Origin of the sequence: Corynebacterium sp. NML 150383, assembly GCF_002285085.1 — a bacterium.
GTDB lineage: Bacteria > Actinomycetota > Actinomycetes > Mycobacteriales > Mycobacteriaceae > Corynebacterium > Corynebacterium gottingense.
This window is the reverse complement of sequence record NZ_NSGK01000002.1, coordinates 191319-216927: the sequence shown is the minus strand read 5'-3', so window position 1 is coordinate 216927 and position 25609 is coordinate 191319. Positions and strand designations below refer to the sequence as shown.

Here is a 25609-nt window from a genome sequence, read left to right as displayed (position 1 = left end):
CACCCGTACATATTTGACCCCACTACCCTAGCAGCCCATCTTGCGAACACTCGACTCGCATGAGGCTTAGCGGGTTGCTCCAATGTCACCACAAGGAGATTCGCACCTTTCTGGCACCTTTCCAGCCCAGGCACAGCTCGCCCCATTCGGCTGCGGGGCCGAGGCGTGGCGTCGATAGGCATCGAGCCCCGCCGATAGACAACTCTGTCTTGAATTTCTGGACCGATAGGTTTAAGGTACTGATTTGTCGAGATTAATCCTGATCGAAAGGACTGTCATGCTGAAGAAATTCGCAGCACTGACCACAGCCGCCGCACTCACGCTGGGGCTGACCGCTTGCTCGGGCGAGTCGAGCGACAACACCACCGCCGACGGTGACCTGGAGACCATCCGCGTGGCCACCTCGCCCGGCCCGTACTCGGAGCTGTTCGAGGACGCCGTTGGCCCGATCCTGGAGAAGGAGGGCTACAACGTCGACTACCAGTCGTTCACCGACCTCACCCAGGCCGACACGGCGCTGGCCGAGGGCTCCGCGGATCTCAACGTGGACCAGCACACCGGCTGGATGAACGTGTTTAACAACGAGAAGGGCGCGGATCTCACCTCCATCACCGAGGTCCCGACCGTGCCCGCTGGCGTGTACTCGGAGCAGCACCAGAGCATCGACGAGGTCGCCGATGGCCAGTCCGTGGGCGTCCCGATGGACGGCTCGAACAAGTCGCGCGCCCTGCACGTGCTTGTCGACGCCGGCTGGATCACCCTCCGCGACGACGCCGACGAGACGCTCGTCTCCGAGGCCGACATCGCTGAGAACCCGCACAACCTGGACATCCAGCCGATGGACTCGGCAAACCTGTCGCGCTCCCTGCCCGACCTGGACTGGGCCGTGATCCCGGGCTCCATGTCCTACTCCGCGGGCCTGGACCCGAACCTGCAGCTCTTCCAGGAGAACCTGCGTCCGGAGCTGATCCTCGTGGCCGTGACCACCGAGGACAAGGCCGACAAGCCGTGGGCGAAGGCCGTGGCTGACGCCTACCGTTCCGACGAGTTCAAGGACTACTTGAACGAGCACAACGAGAACAACTACTGGTTCCTCCCGGAGTCGCTGCAGTGACCGGCCCCGCCGTCGCCTTCGACCACGTCTCCAAGGTCTTTGATACCTCCGGAGGCGCGTTCGCCGCGCTCGACGACATCACGTTCGCCGTCCCCACGGGCGGGATCTTCGGTGTCGTCGGCACGTCTGGTGCGGGCAAATCCACGCTGATCCGCACGGTCAACGGCCTTGAGTCGCCCACCTCCGGCACCGTCACGGTGCTCGGCCGCCAGCCGTCCGAGCTGAGCCCGAAGGAGCTGCGCGAGCTGCGCCGCGAGGTCTCGATGGTCTTCCAGAACTACAACCTGCTGGAAACCAAGACCGTCGCGCAAAACGTCGCCACTCCCCTGCTGCTGTCCAAGACGCCGAAGGCGGAGATCACTCGCCGCGTCAACGAGGTCCTCGAGCTCGTCGGCCTGACCGACCGCGCCGACCACAAGCCGCGCCAGCTTTCGGGCGGGCAGCGCCAGCGCGTCGGCATCGCCCGTGCGCTGGTGACCAATCCGAGCATTTTGCTTTGCGACGAACCCACGTCCGCCCTCGACCCGCTGACCACCACCCAGATCCTCGACCTCCTGCGCGCCATCAACGCCGAACTCGGCGTGACCATCCTGCTCATCACGCACCAAATGGATGTTGTCGCCCGGCTCGCGGACTCCGTTGCGGTCTTGGATTCCGGCAAGCTGGTCGAGTCCGGCCCCGTCGCGGAGGTCTTCGCCGACCCGCAGGCGGCATTGACGCAGCGCTTCGTCGAGACCGTGATCCCCCGGGAAATCTCCGAGAGCGTTCGGGCCACTATCGACGCCAGCGCCTTCGACCAAGTGGTCCAGCTCATTCACTCCGGGCGCGCCGCCTCCGGCGTGTTCACCGAGCTGATCAACCGCTTCGGCCTGGACGCGCAGCTGCTGTCCTCCTCGGACGCCGACCTCGCCGGCACGACCGTCGGCGCGACCGTGCTCGGCCTTCGCGGCGGTGCCACGCAGGACGTAGCCGACGCCGTGGCGTGGCTGGAAGGGCTCGAGGGAGTTTCCGTCAATCGCATTCGTAGCGGAAAGGACGCATAACCATGGATCAGCTGAACTCCTGGTGGCGCGACACGACAGGGTCGCGCGTGACCCCATCCATGTACATCGACTCGTTTGGCGAGACCGTCTACATGGTCGGCATCTCGCTCTTCGTCGGCGCCCTCATCGGCATCCCACTGGCGCTCGCCCTGGTAATCACGCGCCCGGGCGGGCTGAAGCCGAACCCGATTGCCTACGGCGTCCTCAACGTCCTGGTCAACGTGGTTCGCTCGCTGCCGTTCATCATCCTGCTGGTGGCGATCTCGCCCTTCACCCGCGTGATTGCCGGCACCGCGATCGGCACCACGGCGGCGCTCGTGCCGTTGACCCTGTACATCGCGCCATTCATCGCGCGACTCATCGAGCAGTCGCTCCTGGAGGTCAACCCCGGCATCACCGAGGCGGCCGACTCCATGGGCGCCACGATGGGCCAAACCATCCGGCACTTCCTGCTGCCGGAGGCAAAGTCCTCGATCATCCTCGCGGTAACGACGGCGACCGTCGGTCTCATCTCCGCGACCGCCATGGCCGGCACCATCGGCGGCGGTGGCGTTGGCGACCTCGCCATCTCGTACGGCTACCAGCAGTTCGACTCCGTCGCCATGCTCACCACCGTGATCATCCTGATCGTCGTGGTCCAGGCGATCCAGTCCATTGGAAACCGTCTCGCGCACCGCGCGAGGGCGTAACTGGCTCTCCGGTGATGCGGCCTGTGCCTTCCGCGCTACATGACGAGAAGACTGGGAATGTCTGCGTGTTTGTCATCGTGTTCTCGTCGTCTAGCTGGCAACGCCGCCTCGAGCGCAGACAGCGCCAACAGGAACTCGTCCCCGCCTGTCCCGGAGCCTAAACAGCGCAACCTGGAGCTCGTTCTCACCCACCCGGGGCCTAAACAGCGCAACCAGCACTTCGTGAAACCCCGATCGGGGACCGATAATCGAGCTCCTGCTTGCGCTGTTTAGCCGTGCCCAGCGACCTGCTCTGACTTGAACGCGCCCAACCCGTGGCCACCGTACCCTCTTTTCGCTACACTGCAGGGGCATGAGCCCCCACGCCATGACCAAAAGCAAATTCCCACCCGCCGACGGCGTCTACGAGGCAGACGAAACCACCAGCCAGATTTCTCTCCTGCTCTGCCACGGATGGCACCGCGATGAAATCACCGCGTGGTTGGAGGACAACATGGACTCCGACCCAACACCCCTGGTAGAGGAAGTCAGCGCAGAATACGCCCGCCTCGTGCCGGAGGCCTCCGAGGACGCCAAGCGCATCCAAGCTCTGCACGAGGCGCTAGCAAAGCGCAACATCTCGTTCTCCTTCGACGAAGGCTACACCAAGGACGAAGCGGTCGAGGACGGCGGCACGCACGCCGAAAAGGCCGGCCACCGGGGCTATGCCTACTGCACCCAGCAGGATGTGGACAGCGTCATCCACATCGGGCTCCTCTACTTCGGCTTCGGGGATTATGAAAACCCAAGCCTGGAAACGGATGCCGAAGTTGCCGCCCTAGTAGTCGAAGCGCTCAAAGAGGTTGGCCTCAGCCCAGTGTGGGACGGCAACGCAAACGCACGCATCATGTGCGAGGACCTTGTGTTTGAGCTGCCGCTAAACCTCTAACCTTCAACGCAAAAAGCCCGCCACCCCTTAAAACAAGGGGTGGCGGGCTCGAGCGTTCTCGGCTCGGAAAAGGCGCTTACGCCTCAGTGACGGAGCCGCCGGCAGCCTGGATCTTCTCCGCTGCGGACTTGGAGAACTTGTTGGCGGTGACGTCGAGCTTGACGTCGATGTCACCGTTGCCCAGAACCTTCACGGGCTGGTTCTTGCGAACCAGGCCGGCTGCGACGATGTCCTCGATGGACACGGCGCCGCCGTTCGGGAAGGCCTTGGCCAGATCGTTGACGTTCACTACCTGGAACTCAACGCGGTTCGGGTTCTTGAAGCCCTTCAGCTTCGGCAGACGCATGTGCAGCGGCATCTGGCCACCCTCAAACGCTGCGGAAACCTGGTAGCGAGCCTTCGTACCCTTGGTACCGCGGCCGGCGGTCTTGCCGCCCTTTCCAGCTTCACCGCGGCCAACGCGGCGCTTCGCCTTGTTTGCACCCTTTGCCGGGCGCAGATCATGAAGCTTGATGATGTCAGCCATGTTGTCTCTACTCCCCTGCAACTTCTTCAACGGTGACAAGGTGACGGACCTTGAGCACCTGGCCGCGGGTAGCGGCGTTGTCCTTCTTGATCACGGACTGGCCGATCTTGCGCAGGCCCAGAGCCTCGAGGTTCTGGATGGTCTGCGGCTTCTCGCCGACCTTACCGTGGTGCAGTGTGATCTTCAGTGCCATTGTGCTTACGCCTCCTGTCCTGCGCGTGCGCGCAGCATACGGGCCGGGGCAACGTCCTCGACGTCCTTGCCACGCTTCGCGGCGACCTCTTCGGGGCGCACCAGTTCCTTCAGTCCGGCAACGGTTGCCTGAACGACGTTCAGGGCGTTGTCGGAACCGAGGGACTTGGCCAGGATGTCCTGGACGCCTGCGCACTCGAGCACCGGGCGGACAGCGCCGCCGGCGATGACACCGGTACCGGGAGCAGCCGGGCGAAGCATAACGACGCCCGCAGCTTCCTCACCCTGGACCGGGTGCGGGATGGTGCCGCCGATCATCGGGACGCGGAAGAAGTTCTTGCGAGCTTCCTCGGCACCCTTCTGGATTGCGGCGGGAACTTCCTTCGCCTTGCCGTAGCCGACGCCGACCATGCCCTGGCCGTCGCCGACCACAACGAGTGCGGTGAAGGACATGTTGCGGCCACCCTTAACGGTCTTTGCGACGCGGTTAATGGTGATGACGCGCTCGATGTACTTGTCGCGCTCGTCGTTCTGGTTGCGGCGGCCGCGGCCACCGCGCTCGTTCTTGTTGCCTTTGTTGTTCTGGTTGTCGGCGGAGCGTCCGCCGTCACGCCGTTCACGTTCGGCCATTACGCGATCCTTCCGTTGATGGTGATGGTTGCGGTGATCATTAGAACTTCAGACCACCTTCACGAGCTGCTTCAGCAAGAGCCGCAACGCGGCCGTGGTACTTGTAGCCGCCGCGGTCGAAGACGATCTCTTCGATGCCAGCTGCCTTGGCGCGCTCTGCGACGAGTGCGCCGACCTTGGCTGCCTTGTCCTTCTTGTCCCCGTCCAGGTTGCGGACGTCCGGCTCCATGGAGGAAGCGGCCACGAGAGTGTGGCCAGCCAGATCGTCGATGACCTGCACGTGGATGTGGCGGGACGAGCGGTGCACGACGAGACGCGGGGTCTCCGGGGTGCCACGCAGGGTCTTGCGGATGCGGTTGTGGCGACGTGCGCGAGCCTCGCGACGGCGGGACGAGATGTCCTTGCCAATCGGGGTGCGCTTGGTGTTCTCTGCAGTATTGCTCATGATTACTTACCCGTCTTTCCGACCTTGCGACGTACCTGCTCGCCCGCGTAGCGGATGCCCTTACCCTTGTACGGGTCATCCTTACGCAGACGGCGGATGTTCGCCGCAATCTGGCCAACCTGCTGCTTGTCGGTACCTTCGATCGAGAGCTTGGTGTTGCCGTCGACAGCAAAGGTGATGCCTTCGGGCGCCTCAATCAGGATCGGGTGCGAGTAGCCGAGGGAGAACTCGAGGTCCTTGCCCTTCTGCTGCACGCGGTAGCCGACGCCGAAGATCTCCATGTTGATCTTGTAGCCCTCGGTCACGCCGATCACAAGGTTGTTGATCAGCGAACGCGACAGGCCGTGCAGCGAGCGGTTCTTGCGGTGGTCGTCCGGGCGGGACACCACAATCTGGTTCTCCTCAACCGCAACGGTGATCGGGGCCGGAACCTCGACGGTCATGGTGCCCTTCGGGCCCTTGACCTCGACGGTCTGACCGTCGACCTTGGTTTCAACGTTGTTCGGGATTGCGATGGGTGCGTTACCTACACGCGACATAGTCTTTTCAACCTCCCTTTACCAGACGTAAGCGAGGACTTCCCCGCCTACACCCTTCTCTTGGGCCTGACGGTCGGTCAGGAGACCGTGGGACGTGGAGATGATGGCCACGCCCAGGCCTCCGAGGACCTGCGGCAGGTCGGTGGACTTTGCGTACACGCGCAGACCCGGCTTGGAAACGCGGCGCAGACCAGCGATGGAAGCCTCGCGGGTCGGGCCGTACTTGAGGTCCAGGGTGAGTTCCTTGCCCACCTTGGTGTCCTCAACCTTGTAGTCAGCGATGTAGCCTTCCTGCTTCAGAATCTCGGCGATGTTCGCCTTGAGCTTCGAGGACGGCATGGACACGCTGTCGTGCTGCGCATTGTTTGCGTTGCGCACGCGGGACAGCATGTCCGCAATCGGATCAGTCATGGTCATAGTGAGTGACCGGTTCCTTTCTCGTTGCGGTTCCCTAAGCCCACCTGACCCTGAAAGGTCGCGTTTGCCGTGTGGTCTGTCGGGGGCTACTTCACGCTCCCCACGCTCAGTAACGTGGGGCGCTCGCCGCCTCCCTTGCACGCGGTCCGCATTCTGGCGGGGGGCCTGCAACAAAGTTGGATGTACAGTTGGTCTTTCGGCTTGTGCTCGTCACACAAGTCCGACCGATAACCCTATACCTTGCGCTCCTTCCAGGGCAAATCGCTTTTCGACGCCCACTCGCCCGCCACCCAACCTTCTCTTCAGAACGGCAACGCGGGCCGCGGAGCGACGCGCGTCTGCCCAATGTCGGAGGCATCGCCCGCTTGCTGCCCCTGGACGTACGCAGCGGGGTCGAAGGAACGGTTCGATGAGTCGGCGTGGATGTACAGGCCGTGTGCGGCGGCGAATTCCGCCTGGGCGTTGCGGGCCTGCTCGGCATCGTCGATAAGCACGAGCGCATACTCGCTCGATGACTCGGTGACGCGATGCTCTGCCTCGGCGAGGCGTTGGCCGATACGGATGGCGTAGCCCGTCATGTACGAGCGGCGGGTGACCACGATGGATTCCGCAAGACTCGTGGCCCTGAGCTGGCCGGCGCCGTCCAGCATGACCACGCGGAGCATGGAGTACAGCAGACTCACGCGCTCGAGATGACTCTCCAGCCCAAACACCGTGACCTGGTTGACGCGCGTGGAATTGTACACGCGCTGGTAAAAGCCGGCGCAGTGCAGCGCCTGCGCGATACAGAGCAGGAGCTTTGCCTGCATATCGGTGTATGTTCCGGCGATCTTAAAGATTCGGTAAGTCGCGGCCTTTTCCGCTTCCGGCTGCGACAGGTCGCGCTCGGAGAATCCGTACGCAGCCATCAGGTCAAAGGCCTTCGCGTAAAACGAGTCCCCTTCGGGTGTCCCCTCGCGATCTTTAGCCTGGTTGAGCAGCTTTTGCACACGCTCTTTTACCTTGGTGTTATCTTGCATTGCCATTGCCTTTCGTGTATTTTGTTTAGTACGGTTATCTTTACTACACTTCGTTTGATTCCGCTACCCGATTGGGGATCCGCGAATGGCCAGACCGCGCTCCGCATTTGACGCAACGCGCTATCCTGGCCCAACACCGAAAGGAGAACTCATGGCGAAGGACGATGCACTGCACACCACCCACGAATGGCTCGCCGCCGTGGCGAAAGAACTCGGCGTCGCGCCCGAGGCGGTGCGCTCGCTAGTGGGCGACGTGCTGGACCTCACCGCCGCTGTGGCCCACAACGGGCCGTCGCGCCCGGCGGCGCCCACCACGGCGTTTCTTGTCGGGCTCGCGGCGGGGCAACAGCTGGGCCCGGACGCCACGCCGGACGCGACGGAGTCGGCGACCCGCAAACTCATTGAGGCGACCACGCAGCTGCTCGAGCGCTACGGCACCACCGACAACAGCGACAACAACGACGGGAGCCACGCGGGCGATGAGCAGGATTAACCAGCGCTTCGCCGTCACCAAGGTCACCCTCGGCGACGGCGAGCAGGCGGGGCGGGTGTTCACAGACACCCGCGCGGATACCGTCACCACCGAGGAGCCGTTGGAGATCCGCGCCGGCGGGGAGACGCTCACCACCACAATGCGCACCCCGGGCCACGACGTGGAGCTCGCGCACGGCTGGTGCTACGCGGAAGGCCTGATTACCGCGCCGCAGGATGTGCGCACGGCCCGCTACTGTGCAGGCGCCGTCGGATCTGGCGGCGAGAACACCTATAACCTGCTTGACTTGGAGCTCGCCGAGACGGCAAAGCCGGTCACGCCGGAGTTCATCCGTCTCACCCCAACTACCAGCGCGTGCGGTGTCTGCGGCACGCAGTCTATTAGCGAGCTGCTGCACAAAGTCCACATGCCCATCACCCCGATCGAGCTAGACCCAGAGCTCGTGGTGACGCTGCCCGACGCGCTGCGCGCGGAGCAGAAGCAGTTCAGAAAGACAGGCGGGATCCACGCCGCGGGTGCGTTCGACCTTGCGGGCAACCCGATCGTCGTGCGCGAGGACATCGGCCGCCACAACGCCGCGGACAAGGTCATCGGCCACCTGCTGCTGGAGGGCCGCCTCCCCGCGGACGACATGGTGCTGGTGATGAGCTCGCGCGCCTCGTTCGAGCTCGTCCAAAAGGCGGCCATGGCGGGATTCCCCGCGCTGGTGGCGGTTTCCGCCGCGTCGTCGCTGGCAGTGGAGCTGGCGCGCGAGACCAACATGGCGCTCGCAGGCTTTGTCAGGGACCGTCACTTTAACCTGTACGCCGGCACCCTCGCTTCGGTATGATCCCCAGCATGACCGCGCGCGAAGTCCCCCAAGAGATCATCGACATGTTCTACCCGCCCATGCAGTACATGCGGGAGAAACTCGACCCCGATTTCGGGCACCTCGCCGCCGTCCGCGCCACCGCCATCAACGGCTGCACGGTCTGCACGGCCATCCACCGTCGCAATGCCCGCGAGCACGGTTGGAGCGAGGACTACATCCTCAAGGTCGAGCAGTGGACCCGCCACGCCAGCGAGTTCAGCGAGACCGAGGCGCTCATCCTCGAGCTCGCCGATACGATCACCGAGCTCGATGACGCCCCCGATTCCCTCCCGGACGACCTGTGGAACCGCGCGCTGGACGCCCTCGGAGAGGAAGTCACCCGCGCGCTCATCGTGGGAATTGTGAGCGTGAACAGCTACAACCGTCTCGGCATCGCCTTCAAGCAGGACCCCCGCGACGTCGCGCGCGTCACCGACTTCGACCTGCAGTAGCCCAAAAGCACCGGCAGCGCACCCGGCGTCACGCCAAGGTTGTGCCAAGATGGTGGGCGTGAATACACCCCACTCCCCCGCTCCCGCCGACGGGACGGATGCCGCCGCTCTGCTCGGCGCCGTCCGTGACCTCCGCGATGCGGTCGCCGACACCGACGTCCCCACCGACAGCGCCGCAGCCGCCGACGCCCGCGCCGTGGTCAACCAGTTCGACGATTACATCCTGCCCCGCCTGAGCAACCTCGACGCGCCGCTGCTGGCCGTCATCGGCGGCTCTACCGGATCCGGCAAGTCCACGCTGGTCAACGGGGTCCTGCAGGAGCACGTATCCAACCCGGGCGTGATCCGCCCGACCACACGCCAGCCGATCCTGGTGGCCAACCCCGCCAACGCGGACTGGTTCAACTCCCCGGAGGTCCTGCCCGGCCTCGCCCGCTCCCACGGCGCCGGCGACGAGCAGTCCACCACGCTGCGCATCGTGCGCACCGAACAGATCCCCGAGGGCCTCGCGCTTGTCGACGCCCCCGATTTCGACTCCATCGACGACCACAACAGGGCCCTGGCCTCCCAGCTCTTGGCGGCCGCGGACCTGTGGATCTTCGTCACCACGCCCGCGCGCTACGCGGACCAGCTGGTGTGGAACTTCCTCAACGACGCCGCCGGCCGCGGCATCGAGGTGGTCGTGGTGCTCAACCGCCTCGACGAGTCCTCCGCCGAGACCGTCCCCGCGGACCTGCGCCGCATGATGGACCAGGCCGGGCTGACGGGCGCGACGGTGTTCACCGTCCCCTTCGTCACCGGCACGGACGAGTTCCTGCCCAACGAGGTGGTAGCCCCGCTGCGCGACTACCTGTCCACCCTGGCCAACGACACCGCGGCCCGCCGCGACGTGGCCGGCAAGACGGTCGCGGGTGCGCTAGCGGGGGCGCTCGGGCGCGTCGACAAGCTCACTGCTGCCCGCGAGCAACAGGAGGCGTTTGCGAACCAGCTGGACGCGGCGATTTCAGAGCAGTACCGCGCCGCCAGCCAGCACGTCATCGAGGCGACCAGCGACGGCAAGCTCTTGCGCACCGAGGTCATGGACCGCTGGCAAGACGTCGTGGGCACCTCGGATGTCTTCCGCGGCGTCGAGCGCTGGTTCTCCCAGGCCGTAGACAAGGTGGGCAGCTTCTTCACGGGCCAGCCCGCCCCGCTGCGCGAGGTGGAAACGGAGATTGAAACCGGGCTGCACGCAGTGCTTATCGACGCCGCCGAGACCGCCGCCGCACGCTCCTGGTCCCACGTCGGCACGGTCGCCCCGGAGCTGCGCGCCCAGGCGGACCCGTCGCTGGCCCGCGCCAGCGCCACCGTCTCCGACGACGCGGCCCGCCTCGTCCGCGACTGGCAGCAGGCCATGCTGGAGCGAATCCAGGACACCGCCGGCCAGAAACGCCAGCGGGCCCGCGCGATGTCGCTGGGCCTCAACGTCCTCACCGTCGCGCTGATGCTCGTCGTGTTCGCCTCTACCGCGGGGCTGACCGGCGGCGAGGTCGCCATCGCCGGCGGCTCCGCAGTGGTGGGACAGAAGATGCTGGAAACCATCTTCGGCGAGGACACGGTGCGCCGCATGGCCGCCGAGGCGAAGGCCGACCTCAACGAGCGCCTCGAGGTGCTCATGGAGGCCGAGCGCAACCGCTACCGCGACGTCACCGCCCCGCTGCACCGTGGCGCCACCGCGGACCAGCTGCGCGAGGCGGCAGGCCAGGCCCGCGCGCAGGCCAGCGTCCGCTTCCCGGAGGCCCTGCCCGCCCCGGCGAACCTCCCGGCGGTTGCGGGCGGTGAGCGTGGCGTCGACAAGCAACAAAGCTCCGGCGAGGCCGACTCGAAGCTGCGCGGCCTCCTGGACCAGCTGCGCGGCACGTTCACGCGCCCGGACGGGCAGGACGGGGGCACCGATGGCGCTGTTTAGCTCGAAGCCACCGCTCGGCGAGCGGCTCGACGCGCTCGGGCAGGCCGCGGAGATCGGCCGCCCCTACCTCTCCCCCGCGCAGCGCGAGCGCCTCGAGAAGGTCGCCCGCGCCGGCGCTGAACGACGCGCCCTGTCCGCCGAGCACACCGTCGTTGGCTTTTTCGGCGCCACCGGGTCGGGCAAGACCTCGCTGTTCAACGCCATCGTCGGCGAGGACCTTGGCAAGGCCGCCGCGCGCCGCCCGACGACCTCCTCCCCGCTCGCCGCGATCTGGGAGCCCGCCGGCTCCGAGGAGCTGCTCGACTGGCTCGGCGTAGAAGACCGCCGCGCCCGCAGCGGCGAGTTCGCCTCCGGCGCGGGCCCGCTCATCCTGCTTGACCTGCCCGATTTCGACTCCGTTGAGGCCTCCAACCGGGAGATCGCGGAGCGGCTCGCCGGCCAGGTCGACGTCCTCGTCTGGGTGTCTGACCCCGAAAAGTACGCCGACAGCGTCATCCACGAGCAGTTCATCCGCCCCCACGCGGACCACGCCGCGGTGACCCTCGCGGTGCTGAACAAGTCGGATCTGCTGGCCGAGGGCGACATCCCCACCGTCAGCGCCTCCTTCAAGGGCCTCTTGCTTGACGACGGCCTCTCCAACGCCCACGTCATCCCCACCTCCACCCGGACCGGCGCTGGCCTGGACAACTTACGCGACGCTATCACCCGCGTCGCCCGCGCCCACACGGCGCAGTCCGCCCGCATCGAGGCCGACATCCACTCCGCCACCGCGGACCTCATCCCGGCCGCCTCCGGCAAGCAGCTGGCCAAGCAGGAGAAGCAATCGCGGCCGGACAAGCACGCGAAGCGCGACATGGACGCCACGCTCGCCGAGGCGACGAGCGCCGACCGCATCGCCGACAAGGCCGCCGCGGCGTACCGCAAGCGCCTGCACGAGCGCACCGGCTGGCTGCTAACCTCCTGGATCACCCGCTTCCGGCCGGACCCACTCAGACGGATGGGCGTGCGTGACGACGCCGACGAGCTCGGCGTTCACCGCTCCTCCCTCCCGGAACTGGACGCCGCCTCGAAGGCGGTGTCCAACCGGGGCGTGCGCGAGTACGCGGAGGCGGTGTCGCAGGGGTTGCCGCCCCAGTGGGCCGCCGCCGTGTCGGATCGGGCCGGTGGGGTCGCCGAGCAACTCCCCGCGGAGCTCGACCGCGCCGTCGCCCGCACGCGCGTCCCGGCGCAACCGTCGAAGGCGTGGTCGCTCCTCACCTTGATCCAGTGGCTCGCTCTCGTCGCCGCGCTCGTCGGCGTCCTCTGGTACTTGCTTGTCGCCCTCGTCCCCGGCGTCCTTACGCCGCTGCTCGGCGGCGACCTGGTCCCGGACGTCGAGGGCTGGCCCATCCCCACCCTCCTCATCATGGCGGGGCTGCTCACCGGGCTGGTGATCGGCCTGGTCAGTGCCGTGTTCGGCGGGGTGCTCGGTTCCGGGGTGCGCAGGCGCACGAAGGCGGCGCTGCGGCGAGAGATCGCCGTGGCCAGCGAGGACACCGTGGTGGCACCGCTCGGCCAGATCCGCGAGGACTACGCCCGCTTCGCCGACCGGGTGGCGCTCGCCCGCGGGTAGGCGGCGCGCTCTCTCCCTACGGCGGGCGCTTTGTCGCGTCTCTTGGGGCGCCCCCGAATGACGAGAATGCGTAAAATTTCCCGCGCAGCCAACGGCCTAGACCGCGCCACCTGGTGAAACGCGGCGCCCCTCCGGGAAACGTCAGAAATCTCTCACACCCAGTAGGCGCCCTCCCAATGCGCTGCCACCCCACCAACGCGAAAATGCCCCCGGCTCCAAGCCGGGGGCATCGTCGTCAAGCGATCAAGCAAGCGCTTATGCGCGCTTCATCTTGCCGTCCTTGTCGGCGAACGGGAAGCCGAGGTGCGTCAGCAGCGCGCGACCCTCGTCGTCGTTCGTCGCGGTGGTGACGACGGTGATGTCCATGCCGCGGACGCGATCGATCTTGTCAATGTCGATCTCGTAGAACATGGTCTGCTCGGTCAGGCCGAAGGTGTAGTTACCTGCACCGTCGAACTGCTTGTCGTTCAGGCCACGGAAGTCGCGGATACGCGGAAGCGCGACCGTCAGGAGACGGTCCAGGAACTCCCACATACGGTCGCCGCGGAGGGTGACCTTCGCGCCGATCGGCATGCCTTCACGGAGCTTGAAGTTAGCGATGGACTTCTTCGCGCGACGAATCTGCGGCTTCTGGCCGGTGATCGCGGTGAGGTCCTCGAGTGCGCCGTTGATGACCTTGGAGTCACGCGCGGCGTCGCCAACACCCATGTTGACAACAATCTTGGTCAGGCCCGGGATCTGCATGACATTGTCGTAGCTGAACTTCTCGTTCAGCTGGGTGCGGATCTCGTCCTGGTAGCGGGTCTTCAGACGCGGGGTGTAGTTCTCGCTCATGCTAGATGTCCTTCCCGTTCGACTTGGCTACGCGGACCTTGTTGCCGTCCTCGTCAAAACGGTAGCCGACGCGAGTCGGGTTGCCGTCGGAATCCAGAACCATCACGTTGGACACGTGGATCGGTGCTTCCTGGGTGACGATGCCGCCAGACTCGGCGCCGCGCTCGTTGTACGAGTTTGCAACGTGCTTCTTCACACGGTTCACGCCCTCGACGAGGACCTTGTCACGCTTCGGGTAGGCCTCGATGACCTTGCCCTGCGCGCCCTTGTCCTTGCCAGAGATGACCTGGACCATATCGCCCTTCTTGATCTTCATAAGTTAGATCACCTCCGGTGCGAGAGAAACAATCTTCATGAACTTCTTGTCGCGCAGCTCGCGAGCAACGGGGCCGAAGATACGGGTACCGCGCGGCTCGGTGTCGTTCTTGATCAGAACGGCAGCGTTCTCGTCGAAGGAGATGTAGGAGCCGTCCGGACGACGGGTCTCCTTGGTGGCGCGGACGATGACGGCCTTGACAACCTCACCCTCCTTGACGTTGCCACCCGGGGTAGCTTCCTTCACAGAGGCGACGATCGTGTCGCCGATACCGGCGAAGCGTCGAACAGAACCGCCAAGAACGCGGATGCACAGCAGCTCGCGTGCACCAGTGTTGTCGGCGACCTTCAGACGCGATTCTTGCTGAATCACAGTTGGTCTCCTGACCTGGATCGATGTGCGTCAGATTTCCGTCCTGTACGCACGTGGTCATGTGCTTACTTGCATGCCTTCGCTTATCGACGAACACCGCCCCGGCCCTTAAGCCGCAAGCTGGTGTCGAAGGGTCTCGGATTTTCAGCTCGGAAACGCGCTTATAACCCGACCAGCGAGAGACAACTGCAGTATTAAAGCACGATATGCGCCCGAAATCCAAATCCGGTACCATTGTCGCGGTGCCGATCCTCCCGGTTCTCGGCCATGCCCGCAACGGGGGCAATAGCGGGGGCACGGTGGCGAGGATCACCTGCGCAGAATTAGCATTGCGCAGCTTAAACCACGTATGGTGTTACCTATGAACTTCGACAGCACATTGGCCGAATCAATCGGCTTTAAGGCGTACCTTTTCACCCACGAACTCCCCAAGTTCGCCGTACGTTCCATGCTCGCCGGCATGTTCCTCACTATCATCACCGCGTTCGCCGCTGTCGCAGCGACCTCGGTCGAGGCCCAGCTCCCCGGCTTCGGTAAGTATGTCTTCGCCCCAATCTTCGCAACCGCCCTCTACATCATCATCGTCCTCGGTGCCGAGCTGGCCACCGGCAACATGATGTACGCCACCTACGGCACCATCACCGGTCGCGTCCCCGGGTTCAAAGCGTTCTTCGCCGTCGTCGTGTGCACGCTGTTCAACCTGCTCGGCGTTCTGATCACCGCGTACTTCATCACCAAGACGACCGCGTTCGACACCGTCACCGCAGAGAACTTCCTCTACGGCGCCACCGCGGGCAAGCTGGCCAAGGACCCGGCGCACCTCTTCCTGGAGGGCATCTTCGCGAACGCCGTGGTGAACATCGGCATCCTCATGGCAGTCCAGGCCGGAAAGGACTTTAGCGCGAAGCTCATCGCCATCGTGCTGGTCATCCCGTCCTTCGCAGCGATGGGCTACGAGCACTCCATCGCGTCCTTCGTCATCTTCTCCCTCTCCGGCTACGGCATCGGCCCGGAGCACTTCGAGGGCTTCACCCTGGCCAACGGCCTGTCCAACTGGCTGTTCGTCTGGCTGGGCAACTACGTCGGCGGCGGCCTCATCATGGGCGGCGTCTACGCCTGGCTGAACCGCGGCGTCTCCCCGCTGCGCAGCTTCCCAATCGGCCACAAGACGGTCTAATTACTCTCCCCCGGGGCGCGGATGCGCCCTTTTCCCAAGCGCCTACACAAACTGCCGCACAAGCGCCACCAACGCCACCACGACGATGATGCCGCGCAGTACGGAGTTTGGAAGGCGCTTTGCTATTTGCGATCCACCCACGCCGCCGATCAGGCCGCCCGCGGCGACGATGAGCACCCCGAGCCACACAATCTCCGCCCCGAAGAACGCCCACGCAACGAGGTAGACCAGCGCCGCGGTGATGTTGACAAACAGGGACAAGAAGTTCTTCACCGGGTTGACGTCCTTGAGCGAACGCCCCGTCGCCACGGACATAATGGCCATGTACAAGATCCCCTGCGCGGCGGTGAAGTAGCCCCCATAGACCGCGGCGGCCCCCATCGGCGCGATCAGCTGGGGGCGCTTCCACGCCTGGCCAACAGCACCGCCCGGCTCTCCCGGCGCCCCCGCCGCAGCTCGCTGCCCGAGCCACGCGGTGAGCTTCGGCTGGAAAATCACCATGAGCAGCGCCACCACGATGAGCACCGGCACGACAAAGTCCAGCGTGCTCGACGGCGACGACAACAACAGCAACGAGCCCGTACCGGACGCCAAAATGGTCACCACGATCATCGGCCCCAGGTACGGGAGTTCCCGTTTGATCTCCTTCCGGTACCCCAGCACCGAGCCGAACGACGCGAACACCATGCCCGTCGTATTCGTGCGCACCGCCACCCCGGGCGGCAACCCCAGCGCCATGAGCACCGGAAGCGTGAGCAGCGAGCCGGAGCCCACCGCGGAATTGATCGCCCCCGCCATCATCGCCATCACAAACAACAGCAGCGCGCTCAGCGGCTCCATTTCGTCCTCCTCTGTTGATCTACATCGCTGATTCTCCGGCCCGGAAGCCGGCCCACTCGTTCGCGTCAGGTGCGAACACAGCCGAGGAGAACGCTACCTCCCCGCCACCGCCGGTGACTTCAAGCGCTGCCCCGTCCGCGGTGCACACCAGCTCACCTGCGGCGCAGTCCGCCCAGCGCATGAAACCGTCGACGGTGACGGACAGCGTGCCGCGGACCGCACCAGTGGTCGCGGCCGGGTGCGGCGCCCAGGCGATGGTCGCGCCGACGTTGCCGTCCACGTCGACGAGCTGCGCCGAGCGCGGCTCGGCACCGAGTTCGCTGCGCCACATGACCATTTCGTCTTCGTTGTGGGGGAGGCGGAGGGTGGTGTGGACGGTGGCGTCGATAAGCGAAAGCTCCCGAGGAAGCGTGAGCTGGTGCGCCCACCCCTCCGCGGCGAGCGTGGGCGTGTCGTCGCGGGCGGGCAGGCCCATCCAGCCGAGCATGAGTGCGCCGGGGCCGAAGTTGATGAGCTGCGGGGCGTAAAACTGGTGGCCGTAGTCCAGCGGGGTAAAGCCCGTGATGACCTCGAAGCGCAGGCCTTCGAGACGGCCCACGACGTAGCCGCACTCGTCAGAGTCCGCGAACTGCGGGCAGAAGACGAGCACATCGAGCTCCTCGCCGGTGGACTGATCCGTCATGCGCACCAGGTTCGGACACTCCCACATGTGGGCGGACGCGGTGTTATAGTCCAGGCCGACGAACTCGATGGGGCCGGCGTACTCCCACGACTCCAAATCGTCGGAAGTGTACACCACGACCGCGCCCGTGTTGGACTCGCTGCGCGCGCCGATGAGCATCCGCCACGAGCCGTCCGGGGCCTGCGTCACGTGGGGATCGCGGAAGTCCGAGGTGAAGCCCTCCGGGAAGCCGTTGATGATCGGATTGTCGGCGCGCCGCAGGTAGGTCCCGCCGAGCGGCCCCTGGATGTCCTCCACCTCCACGACGTTCTGGCTCGTGCGGTGCTCGTGCTCGGCGTCGGCGTCCAGGTTTCCGGTATAGAACAGGCGCATGCGCCCGTCGTGCACCACCGAAGACCCCGAAAAGCAGCCGTCCGCGTCGTACGGAAAATCCGGGTAGAGCGCGTCGGGCAGGTGGTAGTACTCGCCGCTGCCAAGCCTGGTCACCGCGTGGCCCCAACCAGTGCGGCGCCGACCGTGCGGGAAGGCCGGGTCGTGCTGGTAAAACACGTGGAGCTCGTCGCCGATCAGCGTGAGCCCGTTCGGGTCGTTGAGGCGGCCCTAGGGCGGGCTGAGGTGAAACTTGGGGCGGTACGTCATGGTGCATAGTTTAGGGTGAGGGGCATGATTACCGTGTGTGGCGAAGCCCGCGTTGACCTCGTGCCCACCACCACCGACGCGCTCGGGCCGCTCCAGCCTGCGCTTGGTGGCGGCCCGTTCAACGTCGCCCGCGCGCTCGGCCGCGAGGGCCTCCTCGCGCTTCGGGAGGACGAGTGGGCGGACATCTTGTCCTTCGCCGCCCACGCGGGTGCGCTCACCGTATCGCGCACGGGAGCAGAAACGCCCGCCCTGGAAGACGTTCTTGCCTTCCAGGGCGGGCGTGCGCTGCGCTAGCTTCGGCTGCTACTCCACAGTCACAGACTTGGCCAGGTTGCGCGGCTGATCCACGTTCAGGCCGCGGGCCTCCGCAACGGCGCAGGCGAAGATCTGCAGCGGCACCGTGGACAGGATCGGCTGCATGAGGCCGGCGGACGCCGGAATGCGGATGACCTCGTTGGCGTACTGGTTGACGTCCTCGTCGCCCTCCTCCGCGATCACGATGGTCACGGCGCCGCGGGCGCGGACCTCCTGGATGTTGGAGACGACCTTGGCATGGAGGTTATTGCGCGAGTGCTTGGAGGGCACGATGATGAACACCGGCTGCCCCTCCTCCACGAGCGCGATCGGGCCGTGCTTGAGCTCGCCGGCGGCGAAGCCCTCCGAGTGCAGGTACGCGACCTCCTTGAGCTTCAGCGCGCCCTCGAGCGCGACCGGGAAGCCCACGTGGCGACCCAGGAACAGCACCGACTTGGCGTTTGCCAGGTCCTTGCCCAGCTGCTTGACCTGGTCCTCGTTGTCCAGGACCTTCTGCAGCTTGTCCGGCATGGCCTGCAGCTCATCCACCACGCCGCGGATCTCGTCCGCGTACTTGTCGCCGCGCACCTGGGACAGGTACAGGGCGAGCAGGTAGGACGCCACGATCTGGGAGATGAACGCCTTGGTGGACGCCACGGCGATCTCCGGGCCGGCGTAGGTGTACAGGACCGCGTCGGACTCGCGCGGGATGGAGGAACCGACGGTGTTGCAGATCGCGATGACCTTCGCGCCCTGCTCACGGGCGTGGCGCACGGCCATCAGGGTGTCCATGGTCTCGCCGGACTGGGACACGGCGACCACAAGGGTCTGCTCGTTGACGATCGGGTCGCGGTAGCGGAACTCGTGCGCGAGCTCCACCTCCGTGGGGATGCGGCACCAGTGCTCGATGGCGTAGCGCGCGACCTGGCCCGCGTAGGAGGCGGTGCCGCAGGCGACGATGATGATCTTGTTGATGGAGCGGAGCAGCGATTCGTCGATACGCAGCTCGTCCAGCGTCAGGGCACCCTCCTCGTTGAAACGACCGTAGAGCGTGTCGCGGACTGCCGACGGCTGGTCGTGAATCTCCTTCTCCATGAAGGAGTTGTAGCCGCCCTTTTCCGCTGCGGTGACGTCCCACTCAACGCGGAACGGCTTGCCCTCGGCCTGCTCGCCGTCGAAGGAGGTGATCTCGTAATCGTGCGCCGTCAGGGTGACAATCTGGCCGTTGTCCATCTCCACCGCGTCGCGGGTGAACTCGATGAAGCCGGAGACGTCGGAACCGAGGAAGTTGCGGTCCTCGCCCAGGCCGATGACCAGCGGGGAGTTCAGGCGCGCAGCGACGATGCGGTCCGGGTGATCCGCGTGGATGGCCAGCAGAGTGAAGGCACCCTCGAGGCGATTCGCGGTGATCTGCATCGCCTTGGTCAGGTCGCCGTCAGCCTCGTTGTCGTAGACGTCGAGCAGGACCGTCGCGGCGACCTCAGTATCGGTCTCGGAAATAAAGGTGTGGCCCTTCTCCTCCAGCTCGTGGCGCAGGGAGGCGAAGTTCTCAATGATGCCGTTGTGCACCACCGCGAGGCGGCCGTTGCCCACTACGTGCGGGTGCGCGTTCACGTCCGTCGGGCCGCCGTGCGTGGCCCAGCGGGTGTGGCCAATGCCCAAGTTGGAGCTCGGGAGCGGGGCCTTTTCAATCTCCGCCTCCAGGTCTGCGACCTTGCCCGCCTTCTTGCGGTGCTCGATCGCGTTGCCGCTCATCACGGCAACGCCAGCAGAGTCGTACCCGCGGTACTCCAGCCTGCGCAAACCTTCAATAATCACGCCCAGGGCGTCGTGCTCGCCCGACGCGGGGTCACCAATATATCCAACGATTCCACACATAGCGACCAGAATACACGGGGTACACCATTGCTCCGAGTTCGCGCGCGCTTAATTGGATACGACAACCTTTGCGTTGTCGCCCTCGCCGTCCACCCGGACCGCGTACGTGGTGATGGTGTGGTTGTCTCCCTGCAACGATGCACCGTCGTCAAGAAAAAACTTCTGCTTCAGCAGCGGTGACGCGATCGTGGGACGCCCCTCAACCTCGCCAACGATGCCACGCGAAAGCACGCCGGCGCCGGTGTACGGATCGATATTGTCCACCGCGTACAGCTGCTCGCCATCGGCGGTGTGGAGGCGGAAGACCGCCACCTGCACCTCACCGGGCAGCAGCGCCGCAGCGCCCACGCCCACCGAAAGGTCCTTCAGTGCACAAATCACTGTGTCTGCCATTGGTTTTCTCCCTCTCTCAGGTGATACGCGCGGGCTAGTTCGCCGCGCCGATGGTCGGGGTCATCAGCGGGACCTTGCGGCCACCCTGCGGGTGCTCCTCGAACTGCACCGTCGGGTCCGGCATATCCGGCGCGTTAATAAAGGACACGAAGCGCTTGAGCTTCTCCGGATCGTTGAGCACGTCCTGCCACTCGTCGGAGTAGTTGGCCACGTGGTGGTCCATGAACGCCTCCAGGTCATCGGCGATACCCAACGAGTCATCCACCACCACATCGCGGATGTGGTCCAATCCGCCCTCAACCTCGGCCTGCCAGGCGGCGGTGCGCTGCAGACGATCGGCGTTGCGGATGTAGAAGGCCAGGTAGCGGTCGATGTAGCGGATCAGGGTTTCTTCGGTGAGGTCCTTGGCCAGCAGCTCGGCCTGGCGCGGCGTCGCGCCACCATTACCACCCACGTACAGGTTCCAACCCTGCTCGGTAGCAATCACGCCAATATCCTTGCCACGTGCCTCCGCGCACTCGCGGGCGCAGCCCGAAACGCCCATCTTCAGCTTGTGTGGCGAACGCAGACCGCGGTAGCGCAGCTCCAGGTTAATCGCCATGGCCACCGAATCCTGCTGGCCGTAGCGGCACCAGTCCGTGCCCACGCAGGACTTCACCGCGCGCAGGGACTTGCCGTACGCCTGACCGGACTCCATCCCCACGTCGATCAGGCGGCGCCAGATCTCAGGCAGATCTTCGGTGCGCGCGCCGAACATGGCGATACGCTGGGCACCAGTGATTTTGAGGTAGAGACCGAAGTCCTCGGCGATGCGCCCCATCTCCTGCAGCTGCGCCGGGGTCACGTTGCCTGCCGGCTGGCGCGGGATCACGGAGTAGGTCCCGTTCTTCTGCATGTTGCCCAACATGCGGTCGTTCGTATCCTGCAGACCGGCGGTCGCCCCGTCGAGCACGTGATTTTCGGTATGCATGGACGCCACAATGTTCGCGAAAGTTGGCTTGCACACCTCGCAACCGCCACCGGTGCCGAAGCGCTCAATGAAGGTCGGGAAGTCTGTAATACCGGTGGAGCGGGCGATTTCGAAGAGCTCGGCGCGCGATTGCTGGAAGTGGGGGCACACAGCCTTCGATTGCTCGATGCCTTCGGCTTCCAAAATGCCCTTAAGCAGCGGGATACAGGACCCGCACGAAGTACCGGCGCGGGTTGCGCTCATGAGCGTTTCTACAGAATGGCACCCCTGGCCAATCGCCGCGCGCACGTCGCCTTTGGACACGTTGTTGCAGGAACAGATTTGCGCCGCGTCCGGGAGATCGCCCGCACCAATGGCGGTGGTCCCCGCCCCGGACTCGGGGGCAATCAGGCTGACAGGGTCGCCCGGCAGCTCGGAGCCAACCATCGGGCGCAGCATCGAGTAGTTCGAGGCCTCGCCGACCAAAATTCCGCCGATGAGGCGCTTGCCTTCCGCATCCAGGATGAGCTTCTTGTACACGCCCGAGACCGGGTCCTGAATGTGCAGTTCCTTATGCCCCTCAGCCGTGGAAAACGCATCACCGAACGAAGCAACGTCCACCCCCAACAGCTTGAGCTTGGTGGACATATCCGGGTCCTCGAAATCAGGACCTTCCTCCCCCGCCAGGCGTGCGGCCACAATCTCCGCCATGGTGTTGCCGGGCGCGACCAGTCCGTACGTCTTGCCATCCACCGCTGCGCACTCGCCGATGGCGGAGATGTGCTCGATGGAGGTTCGGCACTGGCGGTCGGTGAGGAAGCCGCCGCGCGGCCCCAGTTCCAGGCCAGCGTCCGGGCCCATCGTGTCGCGCGGGCGGATGCCGGCGGAGAAGATCACCAGGTCGGTCTCGATCTGCCCGTCTTCGCCCAGGTCCAACACGACGGCCCCGTCGCGCTGCGTCGACGGTTCGATGGAGCGGCTGGTCACGCCTACGTGCACGTCCACGCCCATCTGGCGGATCGCCTGCGAGAGCATCTCGCCGCCTGCGTCATCCACCTGCAACGGCATGAGCCGCGGGGCCATTTCTACAACGTGTGTTTTCGCGCCCATGTGCTGAGCAGCGCCTGCCGCCTCAAGCCCAAGGAGGCCACCGCCAATCACCACGGCGGTCGCTTCGCCGTGCGTGCCCACCACGCCCTCGATCGCCGCGCGGATACCGTCCATGTCGTCGAGCGTGCGGTAGACGTGCACCTGTGGCAGCTCATTGCCCGGGAGGCGTGGCACGAAAGCGCGCGAGCCTGTGGCAAGGACGAGTTCTTCGTAGGCGAACACGCGACCGTCGTCAAGCACGAGCTCCTTGGCTTCTGGCTTAATCGACACCGCGCGCCCCGGCACCACCGTGACATTTTCCGGGAGACGGTCGAGGTAGAGCGCCTCGCGATCCCAGTTGCCCACGTAGCTGGACAGCTGCACGCGGTCGTAGGCGTAATCCTCGGTCTCACGGTTGATCACCATGATCTGCGCGTCCGGACGCCGCGCCGAAAGCTCTTGGGCAAAACGGTGCCCAACCATGCCGAAGCCCACGACCAGAATCTCGGCATGGGTGGTCTGCGTACTCATAAAACCGTCCTTTGCAGTAGGGGCGGCGCGGCTGCGCCAATTACCCCCGATCGTACCGGCTAAAAAGCGGTGCGCGGTGGCTTTCCCCCAACAGCCAGTTCGCCGGCACCTCCGCGTCCCCTACCCCATCACGCCGGTCAATTTCCCGTGGAACGCGCTCGAACGCTCGCCCATCCCCTCGAAGGTCACCGTCTTCCCGTACTGGGCGTAGCGCTGCTCGATGGAATCCAGCGCAGCGATCGTGGACGCATCCCACAGGGTGGCCTCGCTGAGGTCCACCACCACCCGTTCCGGGTCCGCGGAGTACCGAAACAGCGTGGTCAAGTCGTTCGAAGACGCGAACAGGAGCTGGCCGCGCACCGCGTAGCAAGCCTCGCCGTCGACCTCCTCACGGGTGACCTCCACCAGGTGCGCCACGTTGCGCACGAACATCACGGATGCCGCGAGTACGCCGACCACCACGCCGATGGCCAGGTTGCCCGTCAGGATCACCACGACCACGGTAAGCGCCATGATGACCGTCTCAGACAGCGGGAGCTTGCGCAGCGTGGACGGGCGCACCGAGTGCCAGTCAAAACTGCCGATGGCCACCATGATCATCACGGCCACGAGCGCTGCCATGGGGATCTGGCCGACCAGCTCATTGAGCAGCAGCATCAGCCCAAGCAGGAACGTGCCGGCGAGGAAGGTGGACACGCGGGTGCGCGCGCCCGACGCCTTGACGTTGATCATGGACTGCCCAATCACCGCGCACCCGCCCATGCCGCCGAAGAGGCTGGAGACCATGTTCGCGGCCCCCTGCCCGATCCCCTCGCGGGTCTTGTTGGAGTGGGTATCCGTGATCTCATCGATGAGCTTCGCCGTCAGCAGCGACTCCATGAGCCCCACCAGCGCCACCGCCAGCGCGTACGGGGCCACCACCTTGAGCGTGTCAAGCTCCCACGGGATCTGCGGCACCACAATGTGCGGCAGGGAGCGCGGCAGCTCGCCGCGGTCCCCCACGGTTGGCACGTCGATGCCAAACCCGATCACCACCGCGCTGACCACCACGATGGCCACAAGCGGCGGCGGCACCGCTTCCGTGATGCGCGGCATGGCAATTACGATGAGCAGGCCGAGTGCGACGAGCGGGTAGACGGCGGCGGGGACGCCGAACAGCTCGGGCAGCTGCGCCGAAAAGACCATGATGGCCAGCGAGTTCACAAAGCCCACCATGACGCTGCGCGGGATGAACCGCATCAGTTTGGCCACCCCGAGCAGCGCCAGCACAATCTGGAACACACCGGCGAGCATGATCGTGGCCAGCAGGTAGTCGTAGCCGTGCGCGCGCACGAGCGGCGCGACGACGAGGGCAACCGCGCCTGTCGACGCCGAGATCATGGCCGGCCTGCCGCCAACTATCGCCGTGACCGTCGCCATGATGAACGACGAGTACAGCCCCACCTTGGGGTCCACGCCCGCGATCACGGAGAAGCTGATCGCCTCCGGAATCAGCGCCAGGCCCACGACGAGCCCGGCCAGCACCTCCTTGCTCAGGATCCGCGGCGTTCGCAGCGCCTCCCACACTGTTGGCCGGGGCGCGTAGCGCTCGCCGGTCTGGGCGGTCAGCGTTTCCACAGGCATCAGGTCCTCCTGGTCTCGAGGTCAGCAACGTTCACACTGTAGTACCGCGCCCGGGCAGATGCCTATCGACGCCTACTTGCCCGCCACGGTGGCGTCGATAAGCATGCAAAAACCGCACCCCCTTGGAGAGGGTGCGGCTGGTGCGGGGTCCGCTAGGGACTAGCGAGCCTTCTCGACGATCTCGACGAGACGGAAGTGCTTGTCCTTGGACAGCGGGCGGGTCTCCTCGATGAGGACCAGGTCGCCGACGCCGGCGGTGTTGTCCTCGTCGTGAGCCTTGACGCGGTTGGTCGTGCGGACAATCTTGCTGTACAGGCCGTGGGACTTGCGGTCCTCGACCTCAACAACGATGGTCTTGTCCATCTTGTCGGACACGACGTAGCCGCGGCGGCGCTTCTGCACTGCCTTCTGGGTGTTCTGTTCAGTCACGTTTGCCTCACTCATGATTAAGCCTCAGCTCCCGGGACGACGGACAGGCCGAGCTCTCGCTCGCGCAGCACGGTGTAGATGCGTGCGATGTCGCGCTTCACGGTGGAGATGCGGCGGTTGTTGGTCAGCTGGCCGGTCGCGAGCTGGAAGCGCAGGTTGAACAGCTCTTCCTTCGCGTCGGACAGGCGGCTCTTCAGCTCTTCATCGGTGAGTTCGCGGAACTCAGATGCGGGGGTACCGTTCGCCATTAGTACTGGTCCTCCTTCTTGATGATGCGAGTCTTGCACGGAAGCTTCGCAGCCGCACGGCGCAGAGCCTCGATGGCAACCTCGTCATTCGGGTAGGACATCTCGAAAAGGATGCGACCCGGCTTCACGTTGGCAACCCACTTCTCCACCGGGCCCTTACCGGAACCCATACGCACGCCGAGCGGCTTCTGGGTCAGCGGGCGGTCCGGGAAGATGTTGATCCAGACCTTGCCGCCACGCTTGACGTGGCGGTTGATGGCAATACGGGATGCCTCAATCTGACGGTTGGTGATGTAGGCCGGCTCGAGTGCCTGCAGGCCCCAGTCACCGAAGTTGATGGTGTTCCCGCCCTTGGACACGCCACGACGGTTCGGGCGGTGCTGGCGGCGGTACTTCACGCGCTTAGGGATAAGCATGT

General features: G+C 65.3%; 29 protein-coding genes and 1 pseudogene. 11 read left to right on the top strand and 19 right to left on the bottom strand.

Translation table 11 applies throughout. The features are described from left to right. The first annotated feature begins 277 nt into the window (after positions 1-277). The 4 genes from CKJ85_RS03065 (at position 278) to CKJ85_RS03050 (ending at position 3774) form a co-directional block, all read left to right on the top strand. Complete coding sequence (locus tag CKJ85_RS03065; protein WP_095546793.1) at positions 278-1114, top strand: MetQ/NlpA family ABC transporter substrate-binding protein; 837 nt, start codon at positions 278-280, stop codon at positions 1112-1114. After that, positions 1111-2157: a methionine ABC transporter ATP-binding protein gene (locus tag CKJ85_RS03060; RefSeq protein ID WP_095553375.1), complete on the top strand. Its 1047-nt coding sequence runs from the start codon at positions 1111-1113 to the stop codon at positions 2155-2157. The genes CKJ85_RS03065 and CKJ85_RS03060 overlap by 4 nt, the downstream gene beginning before the upstream one ends. A 2-nt stretch (positions 2158-2159) precedes the next feature. Then, the gene (locus CKJ85_RS03055) at positions 2160-2846 is read left to right on the top strand and encodes a methionine ABC transporter permease (protein WP_095547633.1); all 687 of its coding nucleotides are present in this window, start codon (positions 2160-2162) and stop codon (positions 2844-2846) included. A gap of 352 nt (positions 2847-3198) precedes the next feature. Beyond that, entirely contained in the window at positions 3199-3774 is a 576-nt protein-coding gene (locus CKJ85_RS03050; protein WP_133064715.1) for a hypothetical protein, read from the top strand. Between the two features lie 76 nt (positions 3775-3850). On the opposite strand, the gene rplO is transcribed toward CKJ85_RS03050, so the two are convergent. From rplO to CKJ85_RS03015, 7 genes are all read right to left on the bottom strand, one after another. After that, positions 3851-4300: a 50S ribosomal protein L15 gene (gene rplO, locus CKJ85_RS03045; protein WP_095277898.1), complete on the bottom strand. Its 450-nt coding sequence runs from the start codon at positions 4298-4300 to the stop codon at positions 3851-3853. Between the two features lie 7 nt (positions 4301-4307). Then, positions 4308-4493: a 50S ribosomal protein L30 gene (gene rpmD, locus CKJ85_RS03040; RefSeq protein ID WP_095277900.1), complete on the bottom strand. Its 186-nt coding sequence runs from the start codon at positions 4491-4493 to the stop codon at positions 4308-4310. Positions 4494-4498: 5 nt separating this feature from the next. Then, positions 4499-5122, bottom strand: coding sequence for a 30S ribosomal protein S5 (gene rpsE, locus CKJ85_RS03035; protein ID WP_095277903.1), 624 nt, complete (start codon positions 5120-5122; stop codon positions 4499-4501). 40 nt (positions 5123-5162) lie between these two features. Further along, positions 5163-5567, bottom strand: a complete 405-nt coding sequence (rplR, locus tag CKJ85_RS03030) for a 50S ribosomal protein L18 (protein ID WP_095277905.1) — start codon at positions 5565-5567, stop codon at positions 5163-5165. A gap of 2 nt (positions 5568-5569) precedes the next feature. Further along, positions 5570-6106: a 50S ribosomal protein L6 gene (rplF, locus tag CKJ85_RS03025; protein ID WP_095546796.1), complete on the bottom strand. Its 537-nt coding sequence runs from the start codon at positions 6104-6106 to the stop codon at positions 5570-5572. An 18-nt stretch (positions 6107-6124) separates the two neighbouring features. Continuing rightward, complete coding sequence (rpsH, locus tag CKJ85_RS03020; RefSeq protein ID WP_095277910.1) at positions 6125-6523, bottom strand: 30S ribosomal protein S8; 399 nt, start codon at positions 6521-6523, stop codon at positions 6125-6127. A 302-nt stretch (positions 6524-6825) separates the two neighbouring features. Next, complete coding sequence (locus tag CKJ85_RS03015) at positions 6826-7542, bottom strand: DUF2786 domain-containing protein (protein ID WP_095553374.1); 717 nt, start codon at positions 7540-7542, stop codon at positions 6826-6828. A gap of 151 nt (positions 7543-7693) precedes the next feature. On the opposite strand from CKJ85_RS03015, the gene CKJ85_RS12165 reads away from it, so the two are divergent. The 5 genes from CKJ85_RS12165 to CKJ85_RS02990 are packed head-to-tail and all read left to right on the top strand — an operon-like array spanning position 7694 to position 12897. Next, entirely contained in the window at positions 7694-8035 is a 342-nt protein-coding gene (locus tag CKJ85_RS12165) for a DUF6457 domain-containing protein (protein ID WP_233126923.1), read from the top strand. Continuing rightward, complete coding sequence (gene fdhD, locus CKJ85_RS03005) at positions 8022-8864, top strand: formate dehydrogenase accessory sulfurtransferase FdhD (protein WP_095277915.1); 843 nt, start codon at positions 8022-8024, stop codon at positions 8862-8864. The genes CKJ85_RS12165 and fdhD overlap by 14 nt, the downstream gene beginning before the upstream one ends. 8 nt (positions 8865-8872) lie before the next feature. Continuing rightward, a complete protein-coding gene (locus tag CKJ85_RS03000) occupies positions 8873-9337 on the top strand; it encodes a carboxymuconolactone decarboxylase family protein (RefSeq protein ID WP_158221604.1) in 465 nt (154 codons plus the stop codon). Between the two features lie 58 nt (positions 9338-9395). Continuing rightward, on the top strand, positions 9396-11285 hold the full coding sequence (locus CKJ85_RS02995) for a GTPase domain-containing protein (protein ID WP_233126922.1): 1890 nt from the start codon (positions 9396-9398) through the stop codon (positions 11283-11285). Then, the gene (locus CKJ85_RS02990) at positions 11272-12897 is read left to right on the top strand and encodes a GTPase (protein WP_095553373.1); all 1626 of its coding nucleotides are present in this window, start codon (positions 11272-11274) and stop codon (positions 12895-12897) included. The genes CKJ85_RS02995 and CKJ85_RS02990 overlap by 14 nt, the downstream gene beginning before the upstream one ends. Positions 12898-13152: 255 nt before the next feature. On the opposite strand, the gene rplE is transcribed toward CKJ85_RS02990, so the two are convergent. Genes rplE through rplN form a run of 3 tightly spaced genes read right to left on the bottom strand, consistent with a single transcriptional unit; the run spans position 13153 to position 14419 of the window. Next, positions 13153-13731, bottom strand: coding sequence for a 50S ribosomal protein L5 (gene rplE / locus CKJ85_RS02985; protein ID WP_095277921.1), 579 nt, complete (start codon positions 13729-13731; stop codon positions 13153-13155). 1 nt (position 13732) lies between these two features. After that, positions 13733-14047, bottom strand: a complete 315-nt coding sequence (rplX, locus tag CKJ85_RS02980) for a 50S ribosomal protein L24 (RefSeq protein ID WP_095277923.1) — start codon at positions 14045-14047, stop codon at positions 13733-13735. A gap of 3 nt (positions 14048-14050) precedes the next feature. After that, positions 14051-14419 carry a 50S ribosomal protein L14 gene (gene rplN, locus CKJ85_RS02975; RefSeq protein ID WP_095277925.1) on the bottom strand — a complete coding sequence of 123 codons (369 nt, stop codon included), beginning with the start codon at positions 14417-14419 and terminating at the stop codon, positions 14051-14053. 361 nt (positions 14420-14780) lie between these two features. Here rplN and CKJ85_RS02970 point away from each other — a divergent pair, with 361 nt between their 5' ends. Further along, entirely contained in the window at positions 14781-15596 is an 816-nt protein-coding gene (locus CKJ85_RS02970; RefSeq protein ID WP_158221603.1) for a formate/nitrite transporter family protein, read from the top strand. Between the two features lie 42 nt (positions 15597-15638). Here the strand turns inward: CKJ85_RS02970 and CKJ85_RS02965 are convergent, their stop codons facing one another. Both CKJ85_RS02965 and CKJ85_RS02960 read right to left on the bottom strand, forming a co-directional pair. Continuing rightward, entirely contained in the window at positions 15639-16436 is a 798-nt protein-coding gene (locus CKJ85_RS02965) for a sulfite exporter TauE/SafE family protein (protein WP_095277931.1), read from the bottom strand. A gap of 19 nt (positions 16437-16455) precedes the next feature. Next, positions 16456-17700, bottom strand: a pseudogene (locus CKJ85_RS02960) (glycoside hydrolase family 32 protein); the annotation flags it as partial. An 81-nt stretch (positions 17701-17781) separates the two neighbouring features. On the opposite strand from CKJ85_RS02960, the gene CKJ85_RS12335 reads away from it, so the two are divergent. Beyond that, positions 17782-18051 carry a hypothetical protein gene (locus CKJ85_RS12335; RefSeq protein WP_369825014.1) on the top strand — a complete coding sequence of 90 codons (270 nt, stop codon included), beginning with the start codon at positions 17782-17784 and terminating at the stop codon, positions 18049-18051. Between the two features lie 9 nt (positions 18052-18060). On the opposite strand, the gene glmS is transcribed toward CKJ85_RS12335, so the two are convergent. The 7 genes from glmS to rplP all read right to left on the bottom strand — a co-directional run bounded on the left by glmS (position 18061) and on the right by rplP (position 25607). Continuing rightward, positions 18061-19929, bottom strand: coding sequence for a glutamine--fructose-6-phosphate transaminase (isomerizing) (glmS, locus tag CKJ85_RS02950; RefSeq protein ID WP_095553372.1), 1869 nt, complete (start codon positions 19927-19929; stop codon positions 18061-18063). Between the two features lie 48 nt (positions 19930-19977). Then, complete coding sequence (nirD, locus tag CKJ85_RS02945) at positions 19978-20322, bottom strand: nitrite reductase small subunit NirD (RefSeq protein ID WP_095553371.1); 345 nt, start codon at positions 20320-20322, stop codon at positions 19978-19980. A 34-nt stretch (positions 20323-20356) separates the two neighbouring features. Further along, positions 20357-22891 (bottom strand): nitrite reductase large subunit NirB, encoded by a 2535-nt coding sequence (gene nirB / locus CKJ85_RS02940; RefSeq protein WP_095553370.1) that lies wholly within the window; start codon positions 22889-22891, stop codon positions 20357-20359. Positions 22892-23011: 120 nt separating this feature from the next. Beyond that, positions 23012-24514: a SulP family inorganic anion transporter gene (locus CKJ85_RS02935; protein WP_095553369.1), complete on the bottom strand. Its 1503-nt coding sequence runs from the start codon at positions 24512-24514 to the stop codon at positions 23012-23014. A 159-nt stretch (positions 24515-24673) separates the two neighbouring features. Further along, a complete protein-coding gene (gene rpsQ, locus CKJ85_RS02930) occupies positions 24674-24958 on the bottom strand; it encodes a 30S ribosomal protein S17 (protein WP_095277945.1) in 285 nt (94 codons plus the stop codon). 2 nt (positions 24959-24960) lie between these two features. Beyond that, positions 24961-25191, bottom strand: coding sequence for a 50S ribosomal protein L29 (gene rpmC / locus CKJ85_RS02925; RefSeq protein ID WP_038588270.1), 231 nt, complete (start codon positions 25189-25191; stop codon positions 24961-24963). Continuing rightward, the gene (gene rplP, locus CKJ85_RS02920; RefSeq protein WP_095277947.1) at positions 25191-25607 is read right to left on the bottom strand and encodes a 50S ribosomal protein L16; all 417 of its coding nucleotides are present in this window, start codon (positions 25605-25607) and stop codon (positions 25191-25193) included. Before rplP ends, rpmC begins: the two co-directional genes overlap by 1 nt. Positions 25608-25609: the final 2 nt, after the last annotated feature.

Bases quoted from the DNA above. Each gene is read 5' to 3' on its own strand.
- CKJ85_RS03065 (WP_095546793.1), top strand. From the start codon at position 278: ATGCTGAAGAAATTCGCAGCACTGACCACAGCCGCCGCACTCACGCTG.
- CKJ85_RS03055 (WP_095547633.1), top strand. From the start codon at position 2,160: ATGGATCAGCTGAACTCCTGGTGGCGCGACACGACAGGGTCGCGCGTG.
- CKJ85_RS03050 (WP_133064715.1), top strand. From the start codon at position 3,199: ATGAGCCCCCACGCCATGACCAAAAGCAAATTCCCACCCGCCGACGGC.
- rplO (WP_095277898.1), bottom strand. From the start codon at position 4,300: ATGGCTGACATCATCAAGCTTCATGATCTGCGCCCGGCAAAGGGTGCA.
- rpmD (WP_095277900.1), bottom strand. From the start codon at position 4,493: ATGGCACTGAAGATCACACTGCACCACGGTAAGGTCGGCGAGAAGCCG.
- rpsE (WP_095277903.1), bottom strand. From the start codon at position 5,122: ATGGCCGAACGTGAACGGCGTGACGGCGGACGCTCCGCCGACAACCAG.
- rplR (WP_095277905.1), bottom strand. From the start codon at position 5,567: ATGAGCAATACTGCAGAGAACACCAAGCGCACCCCGATTGGCAAGGAC.
- rplF (WP_095546796.1), bottom strand. From the start codon at position 6,106: ATGTCGCGTGTAGGTAACGCACCCATCGCAATCCCGAACAACGTTGAA.
- rpsH (WP_095277910.1), bottom strand. From the start codon at position 6,523: ATGACCATGACTGATCCGATTGCGGACATGCTGTCCCGCGTGCGCAAC.
- CKJ85_RS03015 (WP_095553374.1), bottom strand. From the start codon at position 7,542: ATGCAAGATAACACCAAGGTAAAAGAGCGTGTGCAAAAGCTGCTCAAC.
- CKJ85_RS12165 (WP_233126923.1), top strand. From the start codon at position 7,694: ATGGCGAAGGACGATGCACTGCACACCACCCACGAATGGCTCGCCGCC.
- fdhD (WP_095277915.1), top strand. From the start codon at position 8,022: ATGAGCAGGATTAACCAGCGCTTCGCCGTCACCAAGGTCACCCTCGGC.
- CKJ85_RS03000 (WP_158221604.1), top strand. From the start codon at position 8,873: ATGACCGCGCGCGAAGTCCCCCAAGAGATCATCGACATGTTCTACCCG.
- CKJ85_RS02990 (WP_095553373.1), top strand. From the start codon at position 11,272: ATGGCGCTGTTTAGCTCGAAGCCACCGCTCGGCGAGCGGCTCGACGCG.
- rplE (WP_095277921.1), bottom strand. From the start codon at position 13,731: ATGAGCGAGAACTACACCCCGCGTCTGAAGACCCGCTACCAGGACGAG.
- rplX (WP_095277923.1), bottom strand. From the start codon at position 14,047: ATGAAGATCAAGAAGGGCGATATGGTCCAGGTCATCTCTGGCAAGGAC.
- CKJ85_RS02970 (WP_158221603.1), top strand. From the start codon at position 14,781: ATGAACTTCGACAGCACATTGGCCGAATCAATCGGCTTTAAGGCGTAC.
- CKJ85_RS02965 (WP_095277931.1), bottom strand. From the start codon at position 16,436: ATGGAGCCGCTGAGCGCGCTGCTGTTGTTTGTGATGGCGATGATGGCG.
- CKJ85_RS12335 (WP_369825014.1), top strand. From the start codon at position 17,782: ATGATTACCGTGTGTGGCGAAGCCCGCGTTGACCTCGTGCCCACCACC.
- glmS (WP_095553372.1), bottom strand. From the start codon at position 19,929: ATGTGTGGAATCGTTGGATATATTGGTGACCCCGCGTCGGGCGAGCAC.
- nirD (WP_095553371.1), bottom strand. From the start codon at position 20,322: ATGGCAGACACAGTGATTTGTGCACTGAAGGACCTTTCGGTGGGCGTG.
- nirB (WP_095553370.1), bottom strand. From the start codon at position 22,891: ATGAGTACGCAGACCACCCATGCCGAGATTCTGGTCGTGGGCTTCGGC.
- CKJ85_RS02935 (WP_095553369.1), bottom strand. From the start codon at position 24,514: ATGCCTGTGGAAACGCTGACCGCCCAGACCGGCGAGCGCTACGCGCCC.
- rpsQ (WP_095277945.1), bottom strand. From the start codon at position 24,958: ATGAGTGAGGCAAACGTGACTGAACAGAACACCCAGAAGGCAGTGCAG.
- rpmC (WP_038588270.1), bottom strand. From the start codon at position 25,191: ATGGCGAACGGTACCCCCGCATCTGAGTTCCGCGAACTCACCGATGAA.
- rplP (WP_095277947.1), bottom strand. From the start codon at position 25,607: ATGCTTATCCCTAAGCGCGTGAAGTACCGCCGCCAGCACCGCCCGAAC.